This window comes from Pseudovibrio sp. Ad26, from assembly GCF_001623285.1.
GTDB lineage: Bacteria > Pseudomonadota > Alphaproteobacteria > Rhizobiales > Stappiaceae > Pseudovibrio > Pseudovibrio ascidiaceicola.
In genome coordinates this window covers 1-21,887 of the sequence record NZ_LMCE01000050.1, presented here as the reverse complement: position 1 = coordinate 21,887, position 21,887 = coordinate 1, and the positions used below count along the sequence as shown (strand labels likewise).

General features: G+C 51.5%; 23 protein-coding genes. 16 read left to right on the top strand and 7 right to left on the bottom strand.

Going from position 1 to position 21,887, the window contains the following annotated elements:
* The first annotated feature begins 439 nt into the window (after nucleotides 1-439).
* The 9 genes from PsAD26_RS11235 to PsAD26_RS11195 all read left to right on the top strand — a co-directional run bounded on the left by PsAD26_RS11235 (nucleotide 440) and on the right by PsAD26_RS11195 (nucleotide 8,885).
* Nucleotides 440-922, top strand: a complete 483-nt coding sequence (locus PsAD26_RS11235; protein WP_063310487.1) for a lysozyme inhibitor LprI family protein — start codon at nucleotides 440-442, stop codon at nucleotides 920-922.
* 179 nt (nucleotides 923-1,101) lie between these two features.
* Nucleotides 1,102-2,001, top strand: coding sequence for a hypothetical protein (locus PsAD26_RS11230; RefSeq protein ID WP_063310486.1), 900 nt, complete (start codon nucleotides 1,102-1,104; stop codon nucleotides 1,999-2,001).
* 376 nt (nucleotides 2,002-2,377) lie between these two features.
* Nucleotides 2,378-3,421 carry an ABC transporter ATP-binding protein gene (locus PsAD26_RS11225; protein WP_063310485.1) on the top strand — a complete coding sequence of 348 codons (1,044 nt, stop codon included), beginning with the start codon at nucleotides 2,378-2,380 and terminating at the stop codon, nucleotides 3,419-3,421.
* A 34-nt stretch (nucleotides 3,422-3,455) separates the two neighbouring features.
* A complete protein-coding gene (locus PsAD26_RS11220) occupies nucleotides 3,456-4,823 on the top strand; it encodes an ABC transporter substrate-binding protein (protein ID WP_063310484.1) in 1,368 nt (455 codons plus the stop codon).
* Between the two features lie 71 nt (nucleotides 4,824-4,894).
* The gene (locus PsAD26_RS11215) at nucleotides 4,895-5,797 is read left to right on the top strand and encodes an ABC transporter permease subunit (protein ID WP_208985638.1); all 903 of its coding nucleotides are present in this window, start codon (nucleotides 4,895-4,897) and stop codon (nucleotides 5,795-5,797) included.
* A complete protein-coding gene (locus PsAD26_RS11210) occupies nucleotides 5,797-6,648 on the top strand; it encodes an ABC transporter permease subunit (RefSeq protein WP_208985637.1) in 852 nt (283 codons plus the stop codon). Before PsAD26_RS11215 ends, PsAD26_RS11210 begins: the two co-directional genes overlap by 1 nt.
* 96 nt (nucleotides 6,649-6,744) lie before the next feature.
* Nucleotides 6,745-7,383: a hypothetical protein gene (locus PsAD26_RS11205; RefSeq protein ID WP_063296708.1), complete on the top strand. Its 639-nt coding sequence runs from the start codon at nucleotides 6,745-6,747 to the stop codon at nucleotides 7,381-7,383.
* 164 nt (nucleotides 7,384-7,547) lie between these two features.
* Nucleotides 7,548-8,027 (top strand): type III secretion system chaperone, encoded by a 480-nt coding sequence (locus PsAD26_RS11200; protein WP_063310482.1) that lies wholly within the window; start codon nucleotides 7,548-7,550, stop codon nucleotides 8,025-8,027.
* Nucleotides 8,028-8,129: 102 nt separating this feature from the next.
* Entirely contained in the window at nucleotides 8,130-8,885 is a 756-nt protein-coding gene (locus PsAD26_RS11195) for an SDR family oxidoreductase (RefSeq protein ID WP_063310481.1), read from the top strand.
* A 37-nt stretch (nucleotides 8,886-8,922) separates the two neighbouring features.
* On the opposite strand, the gene PsAD26_RS11190 is transcribed toward PsAD26_RS11195, so the two are convergent.
* Together PsAD26_RS11190 and PsAD26_RS11185 are read right to left on the bottom strand one after the other, a co-directional pair.
* Complete coding sequence (locus PsAD26_RS11190) at nucleotides 8,923-9,405, bottom strand: hypothetical protein (RefSeq protein WP_063310480.1); 483 nt, start codon at nucleotides 9,403-9,405, stop codon at nucleotides 8,923-8,925.
* A 110-nt stretch (nucleotides 9,406-9,515) separates the two neighbouring features.
* Nucleotides 9,516-10,343, bottom strand: a complete 828-nt coding sequence (locus PsAD26_RS11185; protein WP_063310479.1) for a cysteine hydrolase — start codon at nucleotides 10,341-10,343, stop codon at nucleotides 9,516-9,518.
* A 125-nt stretch (nucleotides 10,344-10,468) separates the two neighbouring features.
* On the opposite strand from PsAD26_RS11185, the gene PsAD26_RS11180 reads away from it, so the two are divergent.
* Entirely contained in the window at nucleotides 10,469-11,377 is a 909-nt protein-coding gene (locus PsAD26_RS11180) for an AraC family transcriptional regulator (protein WP_153041487.1), read from the top strand.
* Here the strand turns inward: PsAD26_RS11180 and PsAD26_RS11175 are convergent.
* Entirely contained in the window at nucleotides 11,374-12,240 is an 867-nt protein-coding gene (locus PsAD26_RS11175; RefSeq protein ID WP_063310478.1) for a YjjW family glycine radical enzyme activase, read from the bottom strand. The genes PsAD26_RS11180 and PsAD26_RS11175 overlap by 4 nt on opposite strands.
* The gene (locus tag PsAD26_RS11170; protein ID WP_063310477.1) at nucleotides 12,212-13,747 is read right to left on the bottom strand and encodes a YjjI family glycine radical enzyme; all 1,536 of its coding nucleotides are present in this window, start codon (nucleotides 13,745-13,747) and stop codon (nucleotides 12,212-12,214) included. The genes PsAD26_RS11175 and PsAD26_RS11170 overlap by 29 nt, the downstream gene beginning before the upstream one ends.
* 230 nt (nucleotides 13,748-13,977) lie before the next feature.
* Here PsAD26_RS11170 and PsAD26_RS11165 point away from each other — a divergent pair, with 230 nt between their 5' ends.
* Entirely contained in the window at nucleotides 13,978-14,460 is a 483-nt protein-coding gene (locus tag PsAD26_RS11165) for a hypothetical protein (RefSeq protein WP_153041486.1), read from the top strand.
* An 84-nt stretch (nucleotides 14,461-14,544) separates the two neighbouring features.
* On the opposite strand, the gene yghU is transcribed toward PsAD26_RS11165, so the two are convergent.
* Nucleotides 14,545-15,411 (bottom strand): glutathione-dependent disulfide-bond oxidoreductase, encoded by an 867-nt coding sequence (gene yghU / locus PsAD26_RS11160; protein WP_063310475.1) that lies wholly within the window; start codon nucleotides 15,409-15,411, stop codon nucleotides 14,545-14,547.
* 269 nt (nucleotides 15,412-15,680) lie between these two features.
* Between yghU and PsAD26_RS11155 the strand changes: the two genes are divergently transcribed.
* The 4 genes from PsAD26_RS11155 to PsAD26_RS11140 all read left to right on the top strand — a co-directional run bounded on the left by PsAD26_RS11155 (nucleotide 15,681) and on the right by PsAD26_RS11140 (nucleotide 18,272).
* Complete coding sequence (locus PsAD26_RS11155) at nucleotides 15,681-16,184, top strand: GNAT family N-acetyltransferase (RefSeq protein ID WP_084403643.1); 504 nt, start codon at nucleotides 15,681-15,683, stop codon at nucleotides 16,182-16,184.
* A 105-nt stretch (nucleotides 16,185-16,289) separates the two neighbouring features.
* Nucleotides 16,290-16,721 carry a carboxymuconolactone decarboxylase family protein gene (locus PsAD26_RS11150; protein ID WP_063310473.1) on the top strand — a complete coding sequence of 144 codons (432 nt, stop codon included), beginning with the start codon at nucleotides 16,290-16,292 and terminating at the stop codon, nucleotides 16,719-16,721.
* Nucleotides 16,722-16,723: 2 nt separating this feature from the next.
* A complete protein-coding gene (gene sigJ, locus PsAD26_RS11145) occupies nucleotides 16,724-17,596 on the top strand; it encodes an RNA polymerase sigma factor SigJ (RefSeq protein ID WP_063310472.1) in 873 nt (290 codons plus the stop codon).
* Nucleotides 17,597-17,657: 61 nt separating this feature from the next.
* Nucleotides 17,658-18,272: a LysE family translocator gene (locus PsAD26_RS11140; RefSeq protein WP_063310471.1), complete on the top strand. Its 615-nt coding sequence runs from the start codon at nucleotides 17,658-17,660 to the stop codon at nucleotides 18,270-18,272.
* A 2-nt stretch (nucleotides 18,273-18,274) separates the two neighbouring features.
* On the opposite strand, the gene PsAD26_RS11135 is transcribed toward PsAD26_RS11140, so the two are convergent.
* Nucleotides 18,275-19,015, bottom strand: a complete 741-nt coding sequence (locus PsAD26_RS11135; protein WP_063310470.1) for a class I SAM-dependent methyltransferase — start codon at nucleotides 19,013-19,015, stop codon at nucleotides 18,275-18,277.
* 205 nt (nucleotides 19,016-19,220) lie between these two features.
* Here PsAD26_RS11135 and PsAD26_RS11130 point away from each other — a divergent pair, with 205 nt between their 5' ends.
* Nucleotides 19,221-20,729 carry a malonyl-CoA synthase gene (locus PsAD26_RS11130; protein ID WP_063310469.1) on the top strand — a complete coding sequence of 503 codons (1,509 nt, stop codon included), beginning with the start codon at nucleotides 19,221-19,223 and terminating at the stop codon, nucleotides 20,727-20,729.
* 34 nt (nucleotides 20,730-20,763) lie between these two features.
* Here the strand turns inward: PsAD26_RS11130 and PsAD26_RS11125 are convergent, their stop codons facing one another.
* Nucleotides 20,764-21,705 carry a glycosyltransferase family A protein gene (locus PsAD26_RS11125; RefSeq protein ID WP_153041485.1) on the bottom strand — a complete coding sequence of 314 codons (942 nt, stop codon included), beginning with the start codon at nucleotides 21,703-21,705 and terminating at the stop codon, nucleotides 20,764-20,766.
* Nucleotides 21,706-21,887: the final 182 nt, after the last annotated feature.

The following is a 21,887-nucleotide window of genomic DNA, read 5'->3' as shown; positions in this document are numbered from 1 at the left end:
AATTATTGCGTTTTTCGTGGCGTCGCGTGATGAAAGCAGACCAATCAAGTTGAAGTGTATGAAATCACGCAAGCTTTTGAAATATATGAATAATTATTAGTTGGCAAACCAGTGGGAAGTATAACAGGTAAAATGCGCACAGCGTGCGTTTTCCCCAGCCCGTCACAAAATCGTAATATGGCGTCTTTTGCTCCGTATTTCCCGTATATGACTCGGTTTCGCCTAGGTTTGACTAACTGATGCAAAGGCACATCAAGTTGAATGACCTGCTGCTCTCTTGTGTCGTGTTTCAAACCAAACCAGTTTGTCATGTAAAAGAAACAGGAAATCTGTAAGGCTCTGTAGAGAATGACTAGGTTTTTCTCAGTGGTTCGGGTTAGCAATTTCTCATAGCGGATCAACTATCACATTTTATAGAGAAAACTACTTTGAGGTTTCTATGAGTTTTATGCGCACGTCTCTGCTCTCGCTTTCGTTGGCTTTCGTACTCAACTCTCCTTCTCAAGCGGCTGAAGAGCCAACTGAGGAGCAGGTTGTCATCATCGCCAAATGCGTAGATGAGAAGGGCGGTGGCTATCCAGCTATGGCTTGTTTTGGGGAGGCGATGGAACAGTGTATCGGCAGCCACTATCAAAACAGCCACATGATTTTCTGCGCAGTGCAGGAATATATGGTCTGGGACCAGCGCCTCAACACTGCGTATGCTGAGATCATGAAGCATGCCAGCACCAATGTGAAAGCCAGCCTGAAGAATGCGCAACGCAACTGGATCAAGTTTCGTGATGATACGTGCTCCGCGAATGCGCTGATTTATGAGGGAGGCAGCAACGCGCCGCTCGCCATGTCTGTTTGCATGGGAGACCAGACTGCGGTGCGCAGCCTACAGCTCCAGCAGTTTCTTGTTGAAGCTGGCCCGCACTAATCAGGATTGAGAGCGCTCACTGATGAACATGGCCTCTCCCTTTAAAGGGGCCAATATTCGGGAATAGCAGTAAAGGCCAATGTGGTTAGGCTGAACGGATGCTCGTTTCAAAATCTGTCGCGTAATCCATTTTGAAATCCGACCCCGCGTTTCAGGGATACGCCTTAAGGTCTGTGCTGATGAAGAAGGTTCTGATCCATATCGGTGCGCATAAAACCGGTACAACTGCCCTGCAAAAGCAGCTCTACTCCAAACACCCTGATTTGTTTGATGATCGCACGAGCTTCAAAGCAAGCTCATTTATGCGGCTCTATGAGAACCGTATGATCAAGCCCAAGGCAGAGGAACTGGCGGACCTTTTTCAGGAGGCAATTACTAAGCCAGAGACAGACACCTATAGAATTTCTCACGAAAGACTCATGGGGAAGGCGTTCGTTCATAAACAGTTCTATCCTAACGTCAAACGTTACTCTCAGCTCGTGAAAGAACTGCAGCGACGAGGTGTGCAAGTTAAAACGCTGGTCACCGTGCGAAACCGTACCGATTTCATGGTCTCGTTCTTTCTCCATTGCCTGTCGTGGCAGGGCACTCCCAAAACCTTTCATGAATTTGCAAATAAGGCAGTCACTCCCTCGTTTGCATGGCAAAGTGTTGCACAGCAACTAGATCGGATTTCTGTCACGTACCTGCCTCAGGAGGCAATGGAGAAGCATCCGGTCGAGTATGTTGATTTGATAAATAAGTTTTACGAGAAAAAGCTGCTGGAACCGGATGATCTCAGCCACCGGGCCAACTCGGGTCTGAATGAACTTGGACTATCAATCATTCCGCAACTTTCTACGATTGAGGATGCAGGGCTTCGGGGGGTGTTGCTCAAAAGTGCGCTTGATTATTGCAAGCAGGGCAAACGAGCAGCGGTGCTTTCCAAAGATGTTGAGGGGATTTATCGCAAGCATTTTCTGGAAGGAGACATTGCTTTTGCTAAAGCAAACTTTCCTGCGCCTTTCCGAAAAATTTATTCACAGACGAAACCGGTGGCAGAACAGTTCTGGTTTGCCTTCGCAAAGGCTGATGCCTGAGTAGAATCTTAGTGCAGCCTTCAAACTGTCAATCTTGTAAATTCCAGTGTCCGTACAAAGAGTTGAGTAGGATCAGCTGCGGTGGTCAGCGTGCTTGCTGACTGCAATTCCGAGTGAGAGGAGCAGCTTTGGATGACGGCAAGGCGCTGATATCCTGTATGGTTGCCCTCATAACGTTAAACTCACGCTGGTTTTACTGTACCGCCAGTAACGCACTGGCATAGTGTGCAAATCACTCAACTGACAGGAGAAACCTGACCTACTCCGATAAATGGGGTAGGCTTGTGCCATTGCGCAGGTTTCGCTGCAGCTTGAAAGCAACAATAATAACAGTTGGACGCAAACGTCCTGATCAAGATGAGTGAAGAGGCGCCGTGTGACGCAGGTTCAGCTGAAAAACCTCTCAAAAGTGTTCTCAGGAGCACCAGCGGTTGATGCCATCGATCTTGATGTGGCCTGCGGCGAGTTTCTGGTGCTGTTAGGCCCGTCTGGCTGCGGCAAAACCACGAGCTTGCGTATGGTCTGCGGACTGGAGCAACCGACCTCCGGTTCCATCTGGTTCAATGGGCGTGATGTGACCACTCTGCCTGTCCAGAAGCGAAAAGTCGGCCTTGTTTCTCAGCGCTTCGGCCTGTTCCCACATATGACAGTTGAGCAGAACGTAGCCTTTGGTCTGTCTGTGCGCGGCCTTTCTGCGGATGAGCAGATGCGGCAGGTGGGTGAGATGCTGGAGATTGTCCGCCTCTCGGCGTTTGCCAAGCGCTTTCCTGCACAGCTGTCCGGCGGGCAGATGCAACGTGTTGCAATCGCACGTACGCTGGTGACTAAGCCTGAAGTGCTGTTGCTGGATGAGCCAATGGCGAGCCTTGATACGCTGCTGCGTACAGAGATGCGCCAGTTCATCCGTGATCTGCATGATGAGTATGGTATGACAACACTGTTGGTGACCCATGATCAGATCGAGGCGATGGATCTGGCGGACCGGATTGCGGTGATGTTTGACGGCAAAATCGCGCACCTTGCAGCACCAGATGAGATCTACCAGCGACCAGCCAATGAACAGACCGCCCGCTTTATGGGGCATTCCAACATTTTTGAATGCAAACCGATCTCTGAAGGGCATATCGAGAGCCCTTACGGTCAGCTCATGCTGGGAGCAGGTTCGAGCCTGGGAGCAAAACAGCCGTCAAAGGCCATGCTGCGGTTTGAAAGCATTCAGATTGAGGAGTGCCGCGAAGCACCGCAGAAAAATGCGTTTTCCGGCACAATCACACGAGCAGAATTTCTTGGCGCGATGATGCGCTACACGCTTCAGGTGGGAGAGGGATCTCTGACCGTTGAAGAAGCATCTACAATCAAAAGAAAAACAGGCGATGCGGTCACCGTGACCTTACCGCCAGAACAAATTTGGCTGCTGTAGTACAAACGGCTGAAGAACCGCTTGGGGGCAATTTATGAAGAACACAAAATCACGCAGCAAACAGATGCTACTTGCAAGCACGCTCGCTGTTGTCAGCTGGAGCAGCGCTGTGCAGGCAGAAAACACGCCGGGCATGTTCCGCAGCGAGTTTTTGAAGGGCAATCTGGGGTGGGAAGATGTTACCGCTAAAGCGCGCGATGAAGGCTCCGTCAACTTCTATTACTGGGGCGGGTCGGACATCATCAACCTTTGGGTTGACCAAGTGGCAACACCAGCACTGGCCGCAGAAGGAGTGAAGCTGAACCCTGTGCGGATCACGGCAACCAAAGACACGGTTGATGTGGTGATTGCTGAGCTGGCTGCAGGCCGCGGCGAAGAACAGGGCAGTGTGGATCTGGTCTGGGTCAATGGCGAAAACTTCTACTCTCTCAAGCAGCAGAATGCGCTGTGGGGGGCTTTTGCCAACCGCCTGCCGAACTCCGTGAACTTTGAGTGGGATGAAAGCGATCCGCGTTCACTTCTCAACCTGCGTGATTTTGGCGTTGAAACTGGGTTTCAGGAGATGCCGTGGTCTGGTGAGCAGTATGTATGCTCCGTCAACCGCGCTCATGTTTCTACAGAAAATACACCAGCCACCTTTGCGCAGTTGAAGACCTACTTGGAAGCCAATCCGGGCAAGTTCACTTACGTGAAACCTCCGCATTATCTGGGCAACACCTTCGTTCAATCGGTCCTTTATGCGCACAACCCGGATGGGACTGGTGCAGCTCCATACCAGCAGAGCTTTGATGAGCTGGGCGGAGAAGAGCTGGCACGCCTGATGGAGCCGGGTATTGAGTACCTGAAGAGCATTGAACCACTGCTTTTAGGCGGTGCTTCCGGCAAACCACGTTATGCTGAAAATTCTGGAGAGTTGGACAATCTCTTCCTCAACTCCGAAGTGCACTTCAATTGTAAATTTGGTGCGTTTGGCAATCATAACGGCCTGATCACCGGCGCGTACCCAGAACAGGCGGAGGAAATGATCTTCCCGGCTGGGAACATGATCAAGAACAAGAACTACCTTGCTCTGCCGCTGAACAGTCCGCACCCGGCAGCTGCTCTTGTTGCAATCAACTACTTCTCCTCGGCAGAAGCGCAGGCCTCCAAACTGAAAACCGCAGGCATGCCTGTTGGTCTGGATCTGTGGCGCCTGAGTGAGGAAGAAACGGCAGAAGTTGCAGCTTCGGCACCTCCACATTACGGCGTGACCCAGCAGCAGCTGGATGACAACATCGCACCAGACACCAACGCAAGCCTTGTTGATGTGATCGAAGCGACCTGGCTGGCTGTCATTGAACGCAAGGAAGACAAGCCTCTGGCAGACATCGTTGCGCAAGTCTCTGGTGAACTGAACAACTAACACTTTTGCGGATGGCGGCTTTCTGCCATCCGCCTTTTATGAAACGAAAACTGATGCCAAAGGCACTTCCCGTGAAAACCAACAGGACCGCATCTCCCGCGCTCATGCAGAGCCTGCGTGATGTTGCGGAGGTGATGCCTTTGCTTGTGGTTTTGCTGGGGCTTTTTGGCGGAGCTGTTGTGCTGGGCATCCTGCAAAGCTTCGGCTATGCGCCGTGGTTTGGTATCAATGAGTTTCCGACAACCCGGTATTTTGAACGCCTCTGGTTCTCCTCGGATTTTTGGGTTTCACTGGGTTTGACGCTCTATTACGGGTTCGCTGCAACGCTGATTGGCCTTGTCATTTCAATTCCGCTCAGCATTGCTCTGTCCAAGAAGTTCAGAGCCTCCCGCACTTTTGCGGCACTCATCCGCTTGCCGCTGATGGTGCCGTACACCGTTGGCATTGCACTGGCGCTGGTGATGCTGGGCAATGGCGGGTTGCTCTCGCGCATCTCTGCAGGTCTTGGGCTAATTGATGATCCGGCTCAGTTTGTACAGATCCTCAAAACCCATGGAGGCTGCGGGATTATCGCTGTTTATGTTTGGAAGCAGGTGCCGTTTATGACACTCACCCTTTCCGCCGTTCTGGCTCGAAAAGGTGAAGATACGGTGGAAGCTGCTATGGTGCTGGGTGCCAATTCCAGACAGATTTTCTGGCGTGTCACGCTGCCACAAATCATGCCAGGCATTGTCTCTGCTTCTCTGATTTGCTTTGCGTTCAACATCGGTGCATTTGAAGCACCGCTTATTCTGGGTGGTGGTTATCCGGATACCCTGCCTGTGTTGGCTTGGCGGTATTTTCAGGATGCCAACTATGCGTTCCAGTTGCAGGGCATGGCCGTGGTCGTTTCACTGGCATTGGTTTCCGGCATCTTCCTCGCAGTTTACCTGTTGGGTTACCGCAGATATGAGCGGGCAAGGGGGCGCGTCTGATGATCGGTTCGAGCTCCAACCTCCGGGACATCAAGTCCATCAACCCCTGGCAGCGTCTGCTCGTGTTGGCCATGGCGACTTTCACCATTGCACCGTTTGCGCCACTGATTATCCAATCTCTGGCCTTCCGTTGGGCATGGCCGAACATTCTACCAACCGTCTGGTGGCATGAGCAACGGGAGAGATCTCCGTTTCCATTGGCATGGGACTATGTGTTCTCGCCAAGTTCTCGCGTAGCAGAAGCCACGATCAACACGCTTGGCATCGGCATTGCTGTGACGCTGTTATGCCTGCTCATTTGCTTACCTGCGGCGCGCGTGCTGGCACAGCGCAACTTCCGTGGCAAAAACCAACTGGAGTTTCTAATCGCTTTGCCGCTTCTGATCCCCGAAGCCGCGATTGGTATTGCTCTGCTGATGATCTTTATCGCGCTCGGACTTTCCGGCACCTATGCAGGGGTTATTGTGGTGCATCTGATCCCCACCATTCCCTACATGGTGCGCATGCTGACAGCGGTTTATCAGGGGCATGGAACAGAAGCAGAAGACCACGCACGTGTTCTTGGCGCCAATCGACGACAGATTTTCTTCCGCGTGACCTTGCCGATGATCCTTCCAGGCGTGATTGCAGGCTGTTTGTTCACCTTCTTGGTCTCAACCAACTTGTTTCTGCTCACGTTTTTCATTGGGCAGGGGCAAATCATCACTCTGCCGACGCTGCTGTTCGCAAAAATATCCGGCGGTGCACTGGATGCAACAGGAGCTGGCATTGCTCTCATCGCTTCGGTTCCGGGTATCATCCTGCTGATCTTCACAGACCGCTTTATTCGCAGTTATCCGCTAGCTGAGTAATCCCTTAAATAATTGGAGAACTGTCTCGTTCAACACACCTGAAGTGAGGGCTGTTGGTTAGGTTGAAGCCATGGGAAGAATTTTAGGCATTAGATTATGACGGGTATTTCAGTTGGCGGAGCGTCCTCGTACCATGCCCCGCTGGAAGTGAATGCACCGGCAGCTCTACAGGCGGCAGAGCTGGGTGGTCACACTGTTTCTAAATCCAACGAAACGCATATTAGCGAAGGCTCGAACAGCACCACGAGCAAGATTTCAGAATTTTTTGAGGGCATGGCAACCAAGCAGATTGTGTGGAGCCAAACCGATGCAGATGCAGCGGTAGACCGCCGCCAAGAAGCTGCAAGTTCGGCTGTTTCCGCCGTTTTCTCCAATTTGAAAGATGGCAGACTAGCTGAGGCTTATCAAAGCTTTACGAAGTTGCACCATGCCGCAGAAAAATTGGAACCCAACAACCCACGTGGGTTTGTTTCAAAACAACTGCAAAATGCGGCCTCTCAATTTTCGACACAAGAGCGCGATGCAATTCGCCTGCATGATTTCAAAGGTGATGGTGATCGGCTGGTACGCGGTCATTCTGCCCATGCAGAGCGCGCTCTTCATGTCTTTGAAGGGCTTGTGAAAGGCGGCCTCATGTCCGTCGGGGACCTGAGTTCAGAAATCCACTTTATCGATGACATTATGAGTGAAATTCCATCTGCGCTGAGGGGCGTTAAGACAGAACTCACTCTGTAATCTGATCATACGTGAGAGGAAAGGCAACGCAGATTGCTGGGGCACCCTCTCACATTTTGCAGGCATGGTATTTGGCAGCCTTTTCGTAAAGGCTTTGGAAGTGCCGGGTTTTGCGCAGTCTGCGGGTAGGGCCAGCAGACCACTTACACATCAAGGGGCGTCAAATGGAAATGGTAGAAAACACACTCAGGCAGTTTGGTGAGACGATAGGATTGCCGGACCTGAAACTAGACGCAGAGAATATGTGCTCTTTGACTGTTGATGGTGAGATTGAGGTGTTTTTTCAGGTTCTGGACTTCAAAGCAAACGTGGTTCGGCTCAACAGCCGTTTGGCAAGTTTGAACAACGTCCCGAAGTCGCTTTACCTGCATCTTCTGGAAGCCAACTACAACGGCATGGGAACGGGGCACGCAGCGCTATCAATCAACCAGCGCAGCTCCGAAGTGCTTTTGACCCAAGCTATTCAGGTCGACAAACTTTCAGCTGAAGAGTTTGCAGAAGCCGTCAAACTGTTCGTGAAGTACACCAGTTTCTGGGTACATGAGCTGGTGGAATTGGCAAAGTTCCCTTCTGATGAGCCTGTTCCTGCGCAGAACATGCCAGTTGATAGCCTGAACTCTCAAATGCAGTATCTGATGCCTTAAGTGATCACTGCGAGCTTCTGATAAATCTGGGACCTCGCAAATCGGGTGGGTTTTGTCCGCATTGCCGCCAATAGTGCCTCCAGTCAACCGATGGAGGAAAACATGGAACTACACGGACAAACGATTATCATCACGGGTGCGAGCAGCGGAATTGGCGCGGCAGCAGCAGAGCTGTTTGCTGCTGAAGGCGCAAATGTGGTGCTTGGGGCCAGACGCGAAGCCGAGCTGGCAACACTTGCAGACAAAATCACGAAACAAGGAAGTTCGGCGACTTATCTTGCAGGGGATGTGACTGAAGAGGCCTATGCCTCCGCACTGGTGGAGCATGCGCTCAACACCTACGGCGTGCTGCATGGGGCCTTCAACAACGCCGGCACTGTGGGGAATATGGAGCCAATCCCAGAGATGGACAGTACCAACTGGGAAAATGTGCTGCATACCAATCTCACCAGCGCATTTTACGCGGCCAAAACACAGATTCCGGCTTTGAAGAAACGCACAAAGGGAGCGATTGTGTTCACATCCTCCTTTGTAGGGCACTGCAACAGCGGCATGCCGGGCATGGGGGCTTACGCTGCCAGCAAGGCTGGGCTGGTTGGGTTGGTGAAATCGCTGGCTGCAGACCATGGACCAGATGGCATCCGGGTCAACGCGCTGCTCCCCGGTGGAACCAAAACAGCAATGGCGGGTGATGATCCAGAAGGGCATGCCTTCATCTCTGGCTTGCATCCACTCAAGCGCATGGCAAGCCCGAAAGAGATCGCCCAAGCCGCACTGTTTCTGCTCTCGGATCGGTCTAGTTTCGTGACGGGAAGTGCGATGACCGCTGATGGCGGTGTCTCAATCCGGCTGATTTAAAGTTATGCGAACTCAAGAGGGAGGCACAACCTCCCTTTTACTTGCTTACCAGTAAATGGTGACCTTCCAACCTTAACCCAGCATCAGCAATGCGTTTTGCCCATGCCTTGCGCGTTCCAATGCCTGCGGGCATTTCGAACAGACCGGCATCTTCTGCAGCTTTCGTTAAAGCGGCATACTGAAGGATGTTGGGATCGTCTTCTGGCAACAGCAACTCTTTGCGATGCAGGATTGGCGGGTTCTCGCGCTTGGAATAGTCGATGGCCTTGCTTGTCTGAGTTGCAAGGTCAAACGTGATGGAATGGAGCAAGGCGGGAAAGCCGGAGGCCTCAAAGTCCTCGTAATGCAGCAGCGAGACCTTGTCCTTGCTGATCTTGCAGAGGTTCCAAGCGGTGTCCGAATGCTGTGAAACGACCTGAGCCAGCCGTTCAGCATCCTCCGCTGGGAGTAATTCTACGCCAGAGCGATGCAGATAGAGCCAACCACCAACACGGCGGCCAATTTTCGTCTTTTGAGCCATAGCTCTTCTCTAACCGAAACTGGTTGCACATGCAGTTCAAATTGAGGTGTTAGCGAAACGGAGAGATAAAAAACGCACCACCTTAAGGAGTAAGGCGGTGCGTTAGGTGGTTAAGCCTGAAGCAGCTTAACAGCTTCGTCTGTTGTCCAGACCGCGTTTGCGATGAAGCGGAAGTTGGTCAGCGCCGCCAGATAGCCGTCACCATCTGGAATAATTGCAGCGGCTGTGCCATCGCTTACCACAGCTACCTCAAAGCCCTGCTCGATCAGCTCGCGCATATGGCTCTCAGTACACAGGTTGGCAGACATACCCGCCAGAATAACCTGATCAACACCCTGCTTGCGCAGCTGAAGGGACAAATCGTTGGTGTCGTTGCCGTAGACCTTGTGCGGAGATGTGACGATGGTTTTGCCGTCGTTGATGTACGGCTTATAAACGTCCAGCCAGTCTGCGCCGGAGCCTTCAAAACCGTCAACATTGAGCGCACCTTTGCGGTCGAACATGCCGATGTTGTGCATCAGCTTTTCCAGTGCGCCCTCAAATTTCCAACCGTGATCGGTTGGATAGTAGTAGTGAGGAGAAACAGCCACGGTGATGTCCGCTGCTTTCGCGGCTTTGAACAGACGCTCAATGTTGCTGACAGTGTTGTTGCGGGTCACGCTTTCGCCTACCACGCCCCAGGTTACACCATCAGGAGACAGGAAGTCATTCTGCGGATCTGTTACCACAAGAGCGGCACGGCTCAGATCCAGCTTCATATTGCTTGGAGGCAGAACGGACTTTGCTGGTGGAGCATATGGATCCTTCACTTTATCCTGCGCCTTGGCATGTGCTGTACCCGCAACTGCTGCGCCGCCAACAGCTGCTGCAGCGGTCAGACCGCCGCGCAGAGCATCGCGGCGGCTGAGTGGTTTCTTGTGATCATGATCATTACACATCGTCTGTTCCTTCTCTTGTTTGGTGATGAGAAGATGGATCAAGCTATGTGCCTTATGGTCTAAAATTGGTACCTTTTCGTCCTGATATGTATCATTTCATCGATTGGTGCCGTATAGGTACAGGTATGGATATTCATTTTATTCTCGATGAAATGGAGATACAGGCGCACCCGTTTGCGCTGTGCGAACTTAATGGCGCTTGCGATCTTGACCTGGACAAAGACCCTTTGGCAACACTTCACTATGTACTTGCCGGAGAAGGCGAGCTTGTGCTGCCGGGACGCCCTGCCATTCCGGTTAGCAAAGGGTCTTTGATCCTTGTGCCTGCGCTCAAAAAGCACGTTCTGCGCAGCTTCGGGCAGGTTCATGATCCAATCCCCAGCTGCAATCCAGATAAGCTGAAAATGGCACACTTGATCCATATCAGTGACACACAGGACAAAGGCCAGCTCATCGCGATCTGCTCCCGTATCTCGCTCAGCTTGCGGCAGATGGAGAATCTGATTGATCTGGTGCAGGAACCGATTGTCGAAAACCAGGCTGGTGAAGATGCCTGTGAAGCGCCAATCCGGCGTTTGCTGTTGGAGCTTGCCAATCCTGCGCCCGGAAGCCTCGCCATGGTGCGTGCACTCCTGATGCAATGCATGATCGAACTGATGCGCCGCCGCTTCAACGATCAGCGCGGTGGGTTGGAATGGATGGCCGCGCTGCGCGATCCACGCATGTGGCCGGTGCTTCGGCATATCCTTGACACTCCGGGCGAACCGCACTCTGTCGAGAGCCTCGCCTCCCTCGCTGGCATGAGCCGCAGCGGCTTCGCCAAACGTTTTCAGGAAGCATACGGGAGTGGCCCAATGGAACTTTTACGAGATGTGCGCATGCGCCGTGCAGCCACCATGTTGCTGGAAACAGACCACCCAATTGAACGCGTTTCTCACCTCATCGGCTTCCGCAGCCGAAGCGCCTTTTCCCGCGCCTTCGAAGCCGCAATTGGTGTCTCACCACAGAAGTTCCGTATGCAGCGGAAGGCTTAGATATACACCGCCGGCACCACCACATTTGTCAGTCCTGCGGACCTCAACTCTGCTGCAACTCGCTCAGTATCTGGCTCTTTCATGGTGGGCCAGGTGAGGGCTTCGCCTTTGACACCGTGGTGTTGGAAGGCGTTGAGGCGTAAGGGGGTCCCAGAGTCCAGCGCACGAACGAAGTCAGCAAGTTCCTTCATTTCCTGAGAGCTGTCCGTACGGCCCGGGATGAGGAGGTAACGTAGTTCGTGCAGTTTACCTGCTGCAAAGAGCTGTTTGGCGGAGGCCAGAACGCGTTCGTTGCTGCGGGTGGTGAGTAGGCTGTGCAGGGTGTTGTCGAAGGCTTTGATGTCCAGCATCACGCCATCGGTAACGGGCAGAACTGTCTTCCATGCAGCTTCAGGCAGATAGCCGTTGCTGTCGATGAAGCAGGTGAGGTCCTTTAGCTTCTTATCGGACTTGATCGCCGTAAACAAAGCGATGATGAACTTCAGCTGTGTGGTTGCTTCCCCGCCGGATATTGTGATGCCATTCAGGAAGGGTTTGTTCCGGTATAGAAGTGCCAGAACATCATCAACGCTGTATTGCGTGACCTTGGGGTTGGCGTTGATGGGGCAGACGTCCAGACACCTATCGCATTGGTCGCAGATGCTCGGATCGTGCACCACTTTGCCCTGCACCATGGTCAGAGCGCCGGTTGGGCACTCTGGCACGCAGTCACCGCAATCATTGCACAGCTTCATAGTATGCGGGTTGTGGCAGGTTGGGCAGGCGAAGTTGCAGCCTTGCAGAAACAGGACAAGTCGGTTGCCCGGCCCGTCCACGCAAGAGAACTTCAGAACCTTACTGACTGTAGCGAGGGGCAAGTTCATGGCTCATCACCCGTGGTGCACGCTCCAGTATTTTACCTTTATCAGCCGCTTCTGCACCTAGCACGGTTGTGTTTATGCGAGATCCGCCACATTCCTTGAATTTCTCAATATCTGACAAGCGCACCATATACCCGGTGATGCGCACCAGATCATTGTTGGAGACGTTGGCGGAGAACTCGCGGAAGCCCAGTGAGAATGCACCTTTCACCAGTTGCTCCAGTGCAGCCGGATTGTTCTCGATGGTCTCATCCAGTGTCAGGATTTCAGAGACGCCGGATGGATAGAACGCATGGTGTTCTGCCAGTGCCTGCACATGTGTGACCGGATCTGGCTCGCTGCCATAAGGGATACGAACACCCGGTGTGCAGCCGTCATCATCGCTCAGTCCTGCCTGAGAGTGAAGCATAGCCTTGCCGCGCCAGCAGTTTTCCATTGGGCGGGCTTCAACAGCCTCGAACAGCACTTTGGAGATGCGATGGCCAAGCTGGTTAGCAGTCTCATCATGCCCATATTTGCCGGAGCGACCTTCCTTGGCCTGCAACTCGTCAACGCACTGCGCCATTGCAAAGATGCCGTACATGGCGGTGAAGCGATCTCGGCTGATCCAGCCTTCTTTCACAAGGAAACTTTCGAAGAAATCAGATTTGTTGAAGAGGTGATCAATCCGCGCTTCGGTCAGGCGGAAGTTGAGGTCAATGTATTTTGGAAGAACATTCTCGAAGAAGTCCGCCGTGTCTTTGGAGCGACGTGCTACTTCTCGCAGGTTGATGCGGGTGAGTGTGGACGCGCCACCGCATAGTGGCAACACATTGTAGCAACTAGCGACACCATAGCCGTACTCATCAAACAACGGCTGATGCAGCGGGTTGTTGGCGATGTGCGGTTTGGAGCATTCAATGATGCTTTCGCAAGCCTGAGAGAAGATTTCGTCTGAGCTGACTTCTGGATCCCAAATGAAGGTCAGGTTCGGTGCGATTTGCTTCAGCTCTGCATCAATACGCATGATGGTGCGGGCAACGCGGTTGTCGGTTGGGCCCACATTGGCATGCATGAATGCATCCGGCAGCACACGGTCCAGATAGCGCCAGAACAGCTTCAGCTTTTTGTTAAGGTCTTCGTCACTGACATCGTCACAATAGCGCAGCAACAGGTTGTCGAGACGGCCAATGAAGACCGGCATGTTGGTGACAGACGGCACGTGATGATAGGCAATCATCAAGGAGTTGATGGCCTCATCCAGAGTTGTCGCCGGTTCCAGCTCAAGAAACGTGCTGCCCTTTTCAAGCACAACGGAGTAGTCAGGCATCACATAGCGTGGTTTGAAGGGTGCATGCCCCTCATACATGTCGCAGATGACCCGCTCTTCCAGCGCCCTGGCGGTTTCCTCATCAAGCTCAGGGTAGGGCAGAGAGTTCTCCGCCTCGAGTGAGAGATAACGCGCCTTTTGCGTAAAGGAGAGGCCAGGGTCTTCCGTAATGCCCTTAAACCGTTTGAGAAGCTCCGACATGGGTTCGTTCCTTTTTGCTCTTTGGAACAAATCTTAAACCCGGGAGACAGGCGAGGAATTGAACTACCGCAATTTCCGATTGGAAATAAGATTTGGTGCACAGGGTAATTGTTTCTGAGAAACGCACCTTGAAGAAGTATAGTTTGAATGTCTACTTTGCTTTAGAGGGGCAAAGTGATTGAATTTATTGGAAAGTAAGGCTGGGGTAATATGTCAATGGATATTAGTTCGTGACTTTTAAGAGCTGCAAAATTGCGTTGTTTAAGGAGTATTTGGCGGGAGCCCAACTCTGCAGCATTGGGTGTTTGAGAGATACCGCAAACCAAGATGAGATCGATAACTTTTTAAGGATTGAAACCAACAAGGGAGTGATCAATTTTTATGTTCTTGGTACCAACCCAATAACTAATAACGACGAAGATTATTTGAAGTATGATCACTTCAACTTGTTCTCTCTCTATGATGACCTTGCAATTCTCGATAAGATTGTTCTCAGAGGCGAAAACATAAGTGATTTCGAAGTCTGTTTTGAAACTGATGGGGGAGAACTGGTAGGCATTGGCTTTTCAGCTGCAAATGCCTCTTATCGAACTGTGTTTGCCCATGACGAAATACTACTGACCATAGACTCGAGTACTTCACTCATTGATAATGTCGCCGAACATCTTCAGCACTTACCTTTGTCTAGATTGGAAGTGATTTCCGTTGCTTAGATTAACCAATGCAGTTGGTTTAATGACACAAAACCCGGCCTCATCGAAGCCGGGTTTTGTATTCTTGCGTTCTGATCGCGCGTACTATGCGTTTTCAGAGGCTGGTTTTGGGTCCAGGTCGCTTGCGTCATGGCGTTCTGGGACTTGCTGGTCCTCATCACCCCATGTGCGGTTCACGCGTTTACCGCGTTTCACGGCAGGGCGCTCTGCTATTTCTTCTGCCCAACGCTTGACGTTTTTGTAATCATCAACGGAGAGGAACTCGGCTGCGCTGTAGAGCGAACCAAGCACCAGCGCGCCGTACCATGGGAAGATCGCGATGTCTGCGATGGAGTACTCATCACCAGCCATAAAGCGGCGCTCGGCCAGATTGCGGTCCAGAACGTCGAGCTGGCGTTTTGCTTCCATGGCAAAACGATTGATCGGGTATTCAAACTTCTCTGGCGCATAAGCGTAGAAGTGACCGAAACCACCGCCCAGATATGGAGCAGACCCCATTTGCCAGAACAGCCAGTTCATGGCTTCTGTGCGTGCTGCCGGATCTTTCGGAAGGAAGGCGCCGAACTTTTCTGCCAGATACAGCAGGATAGAACCAGATTCGAATACACGGGTTGGTGTTTCGGTGCTGTGATCAACCAGTGCCGGGATTTTGGAGTTCGGGTTTGCGCCAACAAAACCGCTGGAGAACTGGTCGCCGTCACCAATCTTGATCAGCCATGCGTCATAGTCTGCTTCGCTGAAGCCTGCTGCCAAAAGCTCTTCCAGCATAATGGTGACTTTCACACCATTTGGCGTTGCCAGCGAGTAAAGCTGCAGCGGGTGTTTGCCAACCTGCAGATCTTTGTCATGGGTTGGACCAGCGATAGGGCGGTTGATGTTTGCGAACTGGCCGCCGTTTTTCTGTTCCCACACCCAAACCTTTGGTGGGGTATATTCTTTATTATCACTCATGAAATTGTGGCTCCGTATTGAATATGTGCAAATGGGAACGAGCAGTTTTTCGGGCTGCCTTTTTCATCTCAACAGATGGGTGAATCCTTAGTGAAATCAAGTGTGCAATCAAAAACAAGATCTTGGACATCACTCCTGAGCGCTTAGTCCACCTCGAAAGTTCCCTGTGTGCCAGATTAAAATTTGCTTTTTACAAAGCAGCTCCCGGAATATTGTTCGTCAATGACACTACGCTCAGAGATTCCTTTTTTCATTGCTGGACTGATCAAATGACTGTGATACCGACACTCGAAACAGAAAGATTGCGCTTAAGGCCGATGACAATTGAAGACTGGCCTGCCTATGAGCAGTTGATGCAATCCGAGCGTTCGCAGTTTATGGGCGGCCCAACACCCAAGCATGTGACCTGGGGCATCTTTAGTCATGATATCGCGCATTGGGTCTTGTTTGGTCACGGTGCTTTGATGATTAACGATAAGACCACGGGCAAAACCGTTGGTCAGGTGGGCCTTAATCACGGGCCGCTTTTTCCAGAGCACGAGTTAGGCTGGTTCCTCTATGAGGGCTTTGAAGGACACGGATATGCACTGGAAGCGGCTCAAACCATGCGTAAATGGGCCTTTGATAGGTTGGGTTTAAAAACGCTCGTCAGCTACATCGACCCTAAAAATGATCGCTCCCGGAAGTTGGCTGAACGGATGGGAGCTGTGATTGATCCTGATGCACAACGTCACGATCCGGTCGATCTTGTCTACCGTCATCCGTCCTCCTGAGCTTTTTTAGATGCATAGTTTGTTTTTTTCTCATCACCACGTCACATCTGAAGGAGCCGTATCGTCGACCCAGTGAACGCAACAAAACAATCACTGGAGATGACGATGAACGTTCACACCACCATCAATCACTACGAGAGCGGTGCGCAGATCATGACAGCCCTGCAGGGCGTGGAAGCAACTATTGCTGCGACTGGGTTTGACGAAAAACTGCATCACCTCATTCTGCTGCGGGCTTCCCAGATCAACGGTTGCGGGTTTTGTGTAAAGATGCACACCCGCGATGCCCGCAAAGCTGGTGAGACCAACGAACGTCTGGATCACCTGATCATCTGGCGTCATTGCGATGACTTCTCGGAAAAAGAAAAACTGGCCTTTGAATGGACCGAGGCACTGACTGAACTCAATAAGGAAGATCAGCTGTCTCGTTTGCGTCAGGAGTTGAAAAAGCATTACAGCGATCAGGAAATTTCCACCCTGACGGCAATGGTTGGTATGATCAACCTTTGGAACCGGATTGCGATATCGAACCATTGATCATGAAATCAGACAAATCACTTTGTGTATTTGAACAGGCCAGACCCATGTTGATGGGGCTGGCTTATCGTTTGTTGGGCACAACTGCGGAAGCTGAAGATGTGGTGCAGGAAACCTACCTCAGTTGGTCGGCTGCGGTGCAAGACGACATCGCCAACCCGGATGCATGGCTAACAACGGTTTGCACCCGCAAAGCACTCGATCAACTCAAATCTGCCCGTAAAAAACGCGAAAATTACGTTGGTATGTGGCTGCCCGAGCCTCTACACACCACAACGCAGGACACGCCGGAAGACAGAGTAGAGCTTTCCGAAAGCCTCACCATGGCGTTCCTGCTGGTGATGGAACGTCTTGCGCCAAAAGAGCGGGCTGCTTTCCTGCTGCGCGAGGTGTTTTCCTCCAGCTATGAGGAAGTTGCAGACATTCTGGAAGTTACACCCGCCAGCTGCCGCAAGCTGGTCTCAAGGGCAAAGGCCAATGTTCAGCAGAAATCTCAGCGCTTTGTGGCGCCAGCAGAAAAGCAGCGAGCGATGGTGAGTGTCTTCCAAAGTGCATTGGAAACGGGCGAAACTGCAGAGCTTTCCAGGCTTCTAGCCGCTGATGTTGCGCTTATTTCCGATGGCGGTGGCAAGGTCAACGCTGTCCCAGTCCCGCTTGTCGGCATAGAGCAGGTCATGGGCTTTATCGATAAGGCGATCTCCCCAGCAGCGCGCAGTGGCAAAGCTTGGGTTGAAGAGCTCAACTCCTGCCTGTCTCTGATCACCATCGATGGAAGTGGTATCACGACCACATTCACGTTTGGCTACGATGACGAGATGAAAGTCAACGCCATTTACGCGCAACGAAACCCAGACAAGCTTGCTGCTTTCCAATAGGGAGCTTGCAATCCATCTGAGGACCTCCCAAACTGCCAGTTGATGTTTGGGAGGGGAACTCATGTCTATTGAGATGATATTTGCGCTTGTGATTGCGACTGCAGCTCTGGTGGCCATTCCGGGCCCTAATGTTGCGCTCATCGCAGCCAATACCATCAGCCATGGCTTCCGCTTTGGCGCTGCTACAGTGCTGGGAACAACGCTTGGCGTTGCTATCCAGCTCAGCATAGTGGTGCTTGGGTTTTCTGCCTTACTGGCACTTGTTGCTGATGCTTTTCTATGGGTGAAATGGGCCGGTGTAGCTTATCTGATCTATCTCGGCATTAAATCATGGCGCGAACGGGCGGATATGTTGGAAAACGCTGAAGCCAGCACCACACCTTTGCGCAAGCTGTTCTGGCAGGGCATGCTGCTCGCTATGATCAACCCGAAAACGCTCGTGTTCAGCGCGGCCTTCCTGCCTCAGTTTGTTGGTGAGCAGAGCTCGAGTTATGCGCTTGCGCAGCCTGCGCTGATCTACCTTCTCGTTATTCTCGGTGGCGATCTGTGTTGGGCAGCTCTGGCTCGTTCTGCAACACCATTCTTCAAGAGCATCGGTCATTTGCGAAATAAACTCACTGGCATGCTCTTTATCGGTTCCGGCATTGGGCTCGCTTTGGCGCGTATTGAGCGATAACTTCAGGCTCTTCTGCCTATGGGTATGATTTCGCGTGAGACAGAGTGGTAAGGTTCGCCTGTCCATTCACCCAGCCAAGTTTCAACACATAAGCCGGCTTCTTCAAGGAGCTGGTCTACCTTGTCTTGTGTCGTGTACTTGATTTGAGAGGGCGCACTGAAAATCTCGCCAGTCTCAAGCCGCTTGTAAGCATTAGTGAAACTTAGTGTCTGAGTGACCTCGTCATATTCTGAGAGGTTCCAACTCTCAATTGCACCGAGATCCGGGTGTTGCGTCTGGCTCAGAGTTTCTTCCTTACAACGCGTCTTCCTACCCGGAAAGTTTGGGTTGCGTGTATCAAAGACAAACTGGCCTTCCGGGCTCAGATGCTTTGCAATCATCTTAAGCGCCGCAAGCTGGTCCTCTTCAGTCAGGAAAAATTGAAAGGAATGTCCTGTCAGGCAGATCAGGTCAAACGTTTCTCCCAGATCAAATGAACGGGCGTCCGCTTGTATCCATTGAACTTGCTCCCCATTGTGGCGCTTGCCTGCAAGTTCCAGCATTGCTGCAGCCGGGTCCAGACCAACGACATGGCGATCTTCAGCGAGCTGAACGGTGAGTTCTCCAGTGCCGCACCCTAAGTCGAGAACAGAGTGTGCCCCGTTGGCAAGCACCTTACAAAAAGTGTGATCTGCGCGGTCACGCGGTGCCAGTTCATAAAATTGTGCCAGATCCGGATCGGTAAAAATTGTGCGATGGGTCATTTTGAAAATTGCTTCCTAAGTCAATTCAGGCAGCATAGAGCGAGAATGCCTGTTGGACAATTCGTTGCCGTTACTACGAGAGTTCGGGGAGAAGTATCCCTGTTCAGGGCCATAGGTTCGCACTAGTCTTATCTCAATGAATCAATACCAGTGTCTCATATGAAGAGGCTGGTGAAGGTCTGTTGTAATAGTGAAAGGCAGTCGCATGGCAAACCCACTTTATGATCGTTTGTTTGGGATCCACGCGTCCAAAACAGAGCCGTTCCTGTTCCTTCAAGATGGCACTACTCTTACTTATGCCCAGTTCTTGGCAACAACCGCACAGTTGGCGCACACACTGGTCGCAAATGGCCTGAAGCCGGGCGATCGTGTTGCTGCACAGGTTAAAAAATCACCGGAGGCTTTGGCGCTTTATGCCGCTTGTGTGCAGGCAGGCTTCATCTTCCTGCCTTTGAATACGGCCTACACCAGTGATGAACTCTCTTACTTTCTTGACAACAGCGGAGCATCTCTTCTCGTCTGCGATGGAGCGAATGCAGAGACTTTGCAGCCATTGGCTGACCAGCTAGGTGTTCTCCTTAAAACCATGAATGGAGACGGTTCTGGATCATTCATGCAGGAAGCCAAAGGCCACCCAACTACATTTGAGACTGTAGAGCGAGATCTGCAGGATCTCGCAGCGTTCCTTTACACGTCAGGCACAACGGGCCGCTCCAAAGGGGCGATGTTGACGCAAGACAACTTGCTGTCCAATGCGGATGTTCTGGTTGACTACTGGCGGTTCTCTAAAGACGACGTACTGCTGCATGCTTTGCCGATTTTCCATACGCATGGCTTGTTTGTGGCAACCAATGTGATCCTTGCAGTTGGCGGGGCCATGATCTTCCTGCCGAAGTTCAATCAGGATGCCATACTGCAGTTTCTGCCTAAGGCGACTTCCATGATGGGTGTGCCGACATTTTATACCCGGTTATTGGGGGATGAGCGTTTCACGAATGAGCTGACAGCTCATATGCGTCTGTTCACCTCTGGTAGTGCGCCGTTGCTGGCAGAAACACATCGCCAGTTTGAAGAGCGTACAGGACATCGCATTTTAGAACGCTATGGCATGACAGAAACCAACATGAGCACGTCGAACCCTTACGATGGTGAACGGCGTGCAGGCACAGTTGGCTTTCCTCTTACAGGTGTTGAGCTCAAGATCACCAATCCTGAGACGCGGGTGGAACTGCCTCAAGACAGTATCGGCGTTATTGAAGTTCGTGGCCGCAACGTATTCAAGGGCTATTGGCAGATGCCGGAGAAGACAGCTGCAGAACTGAGAGAAGACGGCTTCTTTATCACTGGTGATATGGGTAAGGTGGATGCGGATGGTTACGTTCACATTGTTGGACGCAACAAGGACCTCATCATTTCAGGCGGCTTCAATATCTACCCAAAAGAGATTGAACTCCTGTTGGATGAGCAACCAGGTGTTCATGAAAGTGCTGTGATCGGTATACCCCATGCTGACTTCGGTGAAGCTCCGCTTGGATTAATTGTTGCTGAAAAGGGTGAGACCCCTGACCTCGAGCAGATTATGACCACCGTCAAAAAACGCCTCGCCCGCTTCAAACACCCCCAAAAACTCCTAATCATCAACGAACTCCCCCGCAACACCATGGGCAAAGTCCAGAAAAACATCCTGCGTGATGAGTATGGTGAAGCTGTGTAGGTAGAGCTGTTTCAAGTCTGTAGCTCAATCGAGATTAAGAACCGTCGATTTTTTGGTAAATGTTGCCTAATTTCATGTTTACACCCCGTAAAAGCCCGATAGAAGATGCCACTTTCTTTGCTGATGAAAGTAGCATCTGGCGACCTCGATGCTGGTTGACTAGCAACATGAAACTAGATCCAAGTGTGCCTGCAATGCCACCCAAAAGTCGCCCGAATGCTTTTGGTGTAGTTTTGGTAATTGCTCTACGTGCGCCCAACCGTTTGCGAGATATGTAGGCCTGCACATTAGCAACAGAATATGCTCTACGCACCTGGTATTGGAAAGAGAGTCGAGAAAGAGGCGTGCTTTCACGAGCGATTGCAGTCGGCACCCAAACGATCTTTGCACCACGGTCAGTGGCACGATAGAAGAAATCTAGGTCCTCTCCGCCGCTAAAGCGTAAGGCTTCGTCAAACATTAAGCCATCAACTGCTTTAGTTGAGAAAAGAACGTTATCGGTACCTGCTGTTGCCATGACAGCACCAGATGCTCGCTTATTTTTAGGGCGATGAAATGCCCAAGGTGCGTCAAGGTCTTCTGGAGTTGATTGTGTCCAACCGTGATAGATCTCAGCAGGCCAATTTTGTATTGCCTCTGCCATCTCAACAAGCCAGTTTGGGTCTAGAACTTCATCATCATCGACGAATGCAATCCAATTGGGCGTAAGTGAACGTGCTGTCTGCAATGCCGCATTTCGAGCAAAAGGTATCCCAGCTTTTGCTTCGTGGACGTATTCAACTGGATGTTGGGCCGCAGCTTGGACGCTCGTAAGCAACTCCGCAGCCATCGGTTGATTGTTATTGTCACATACAACGATTGTTATTTCGAAATACTGGTGTGGTATCAGCTGGCCGAGCGACTCCACACATCGCAGAAGCATATTTTCTCGGGATCTAGTGCAAACTGCGATGGCTAATTTTTGAGGCTTAAGCAAGTAATTTATCCAGTTTGCTACAATTATGAAGCGTTAGAGGAGAATTTACGCATTCTGTCTTTTTTCGAGCATTTTGAGGATACGGGAGAAGCGAGAAAAAGACTGGGTTGCCGCAAAGGCAAAGCCCTTCCAGCCAGCGAAAATAAAACGACGCACGAGCAAGTACTTGAACATTTCAACAG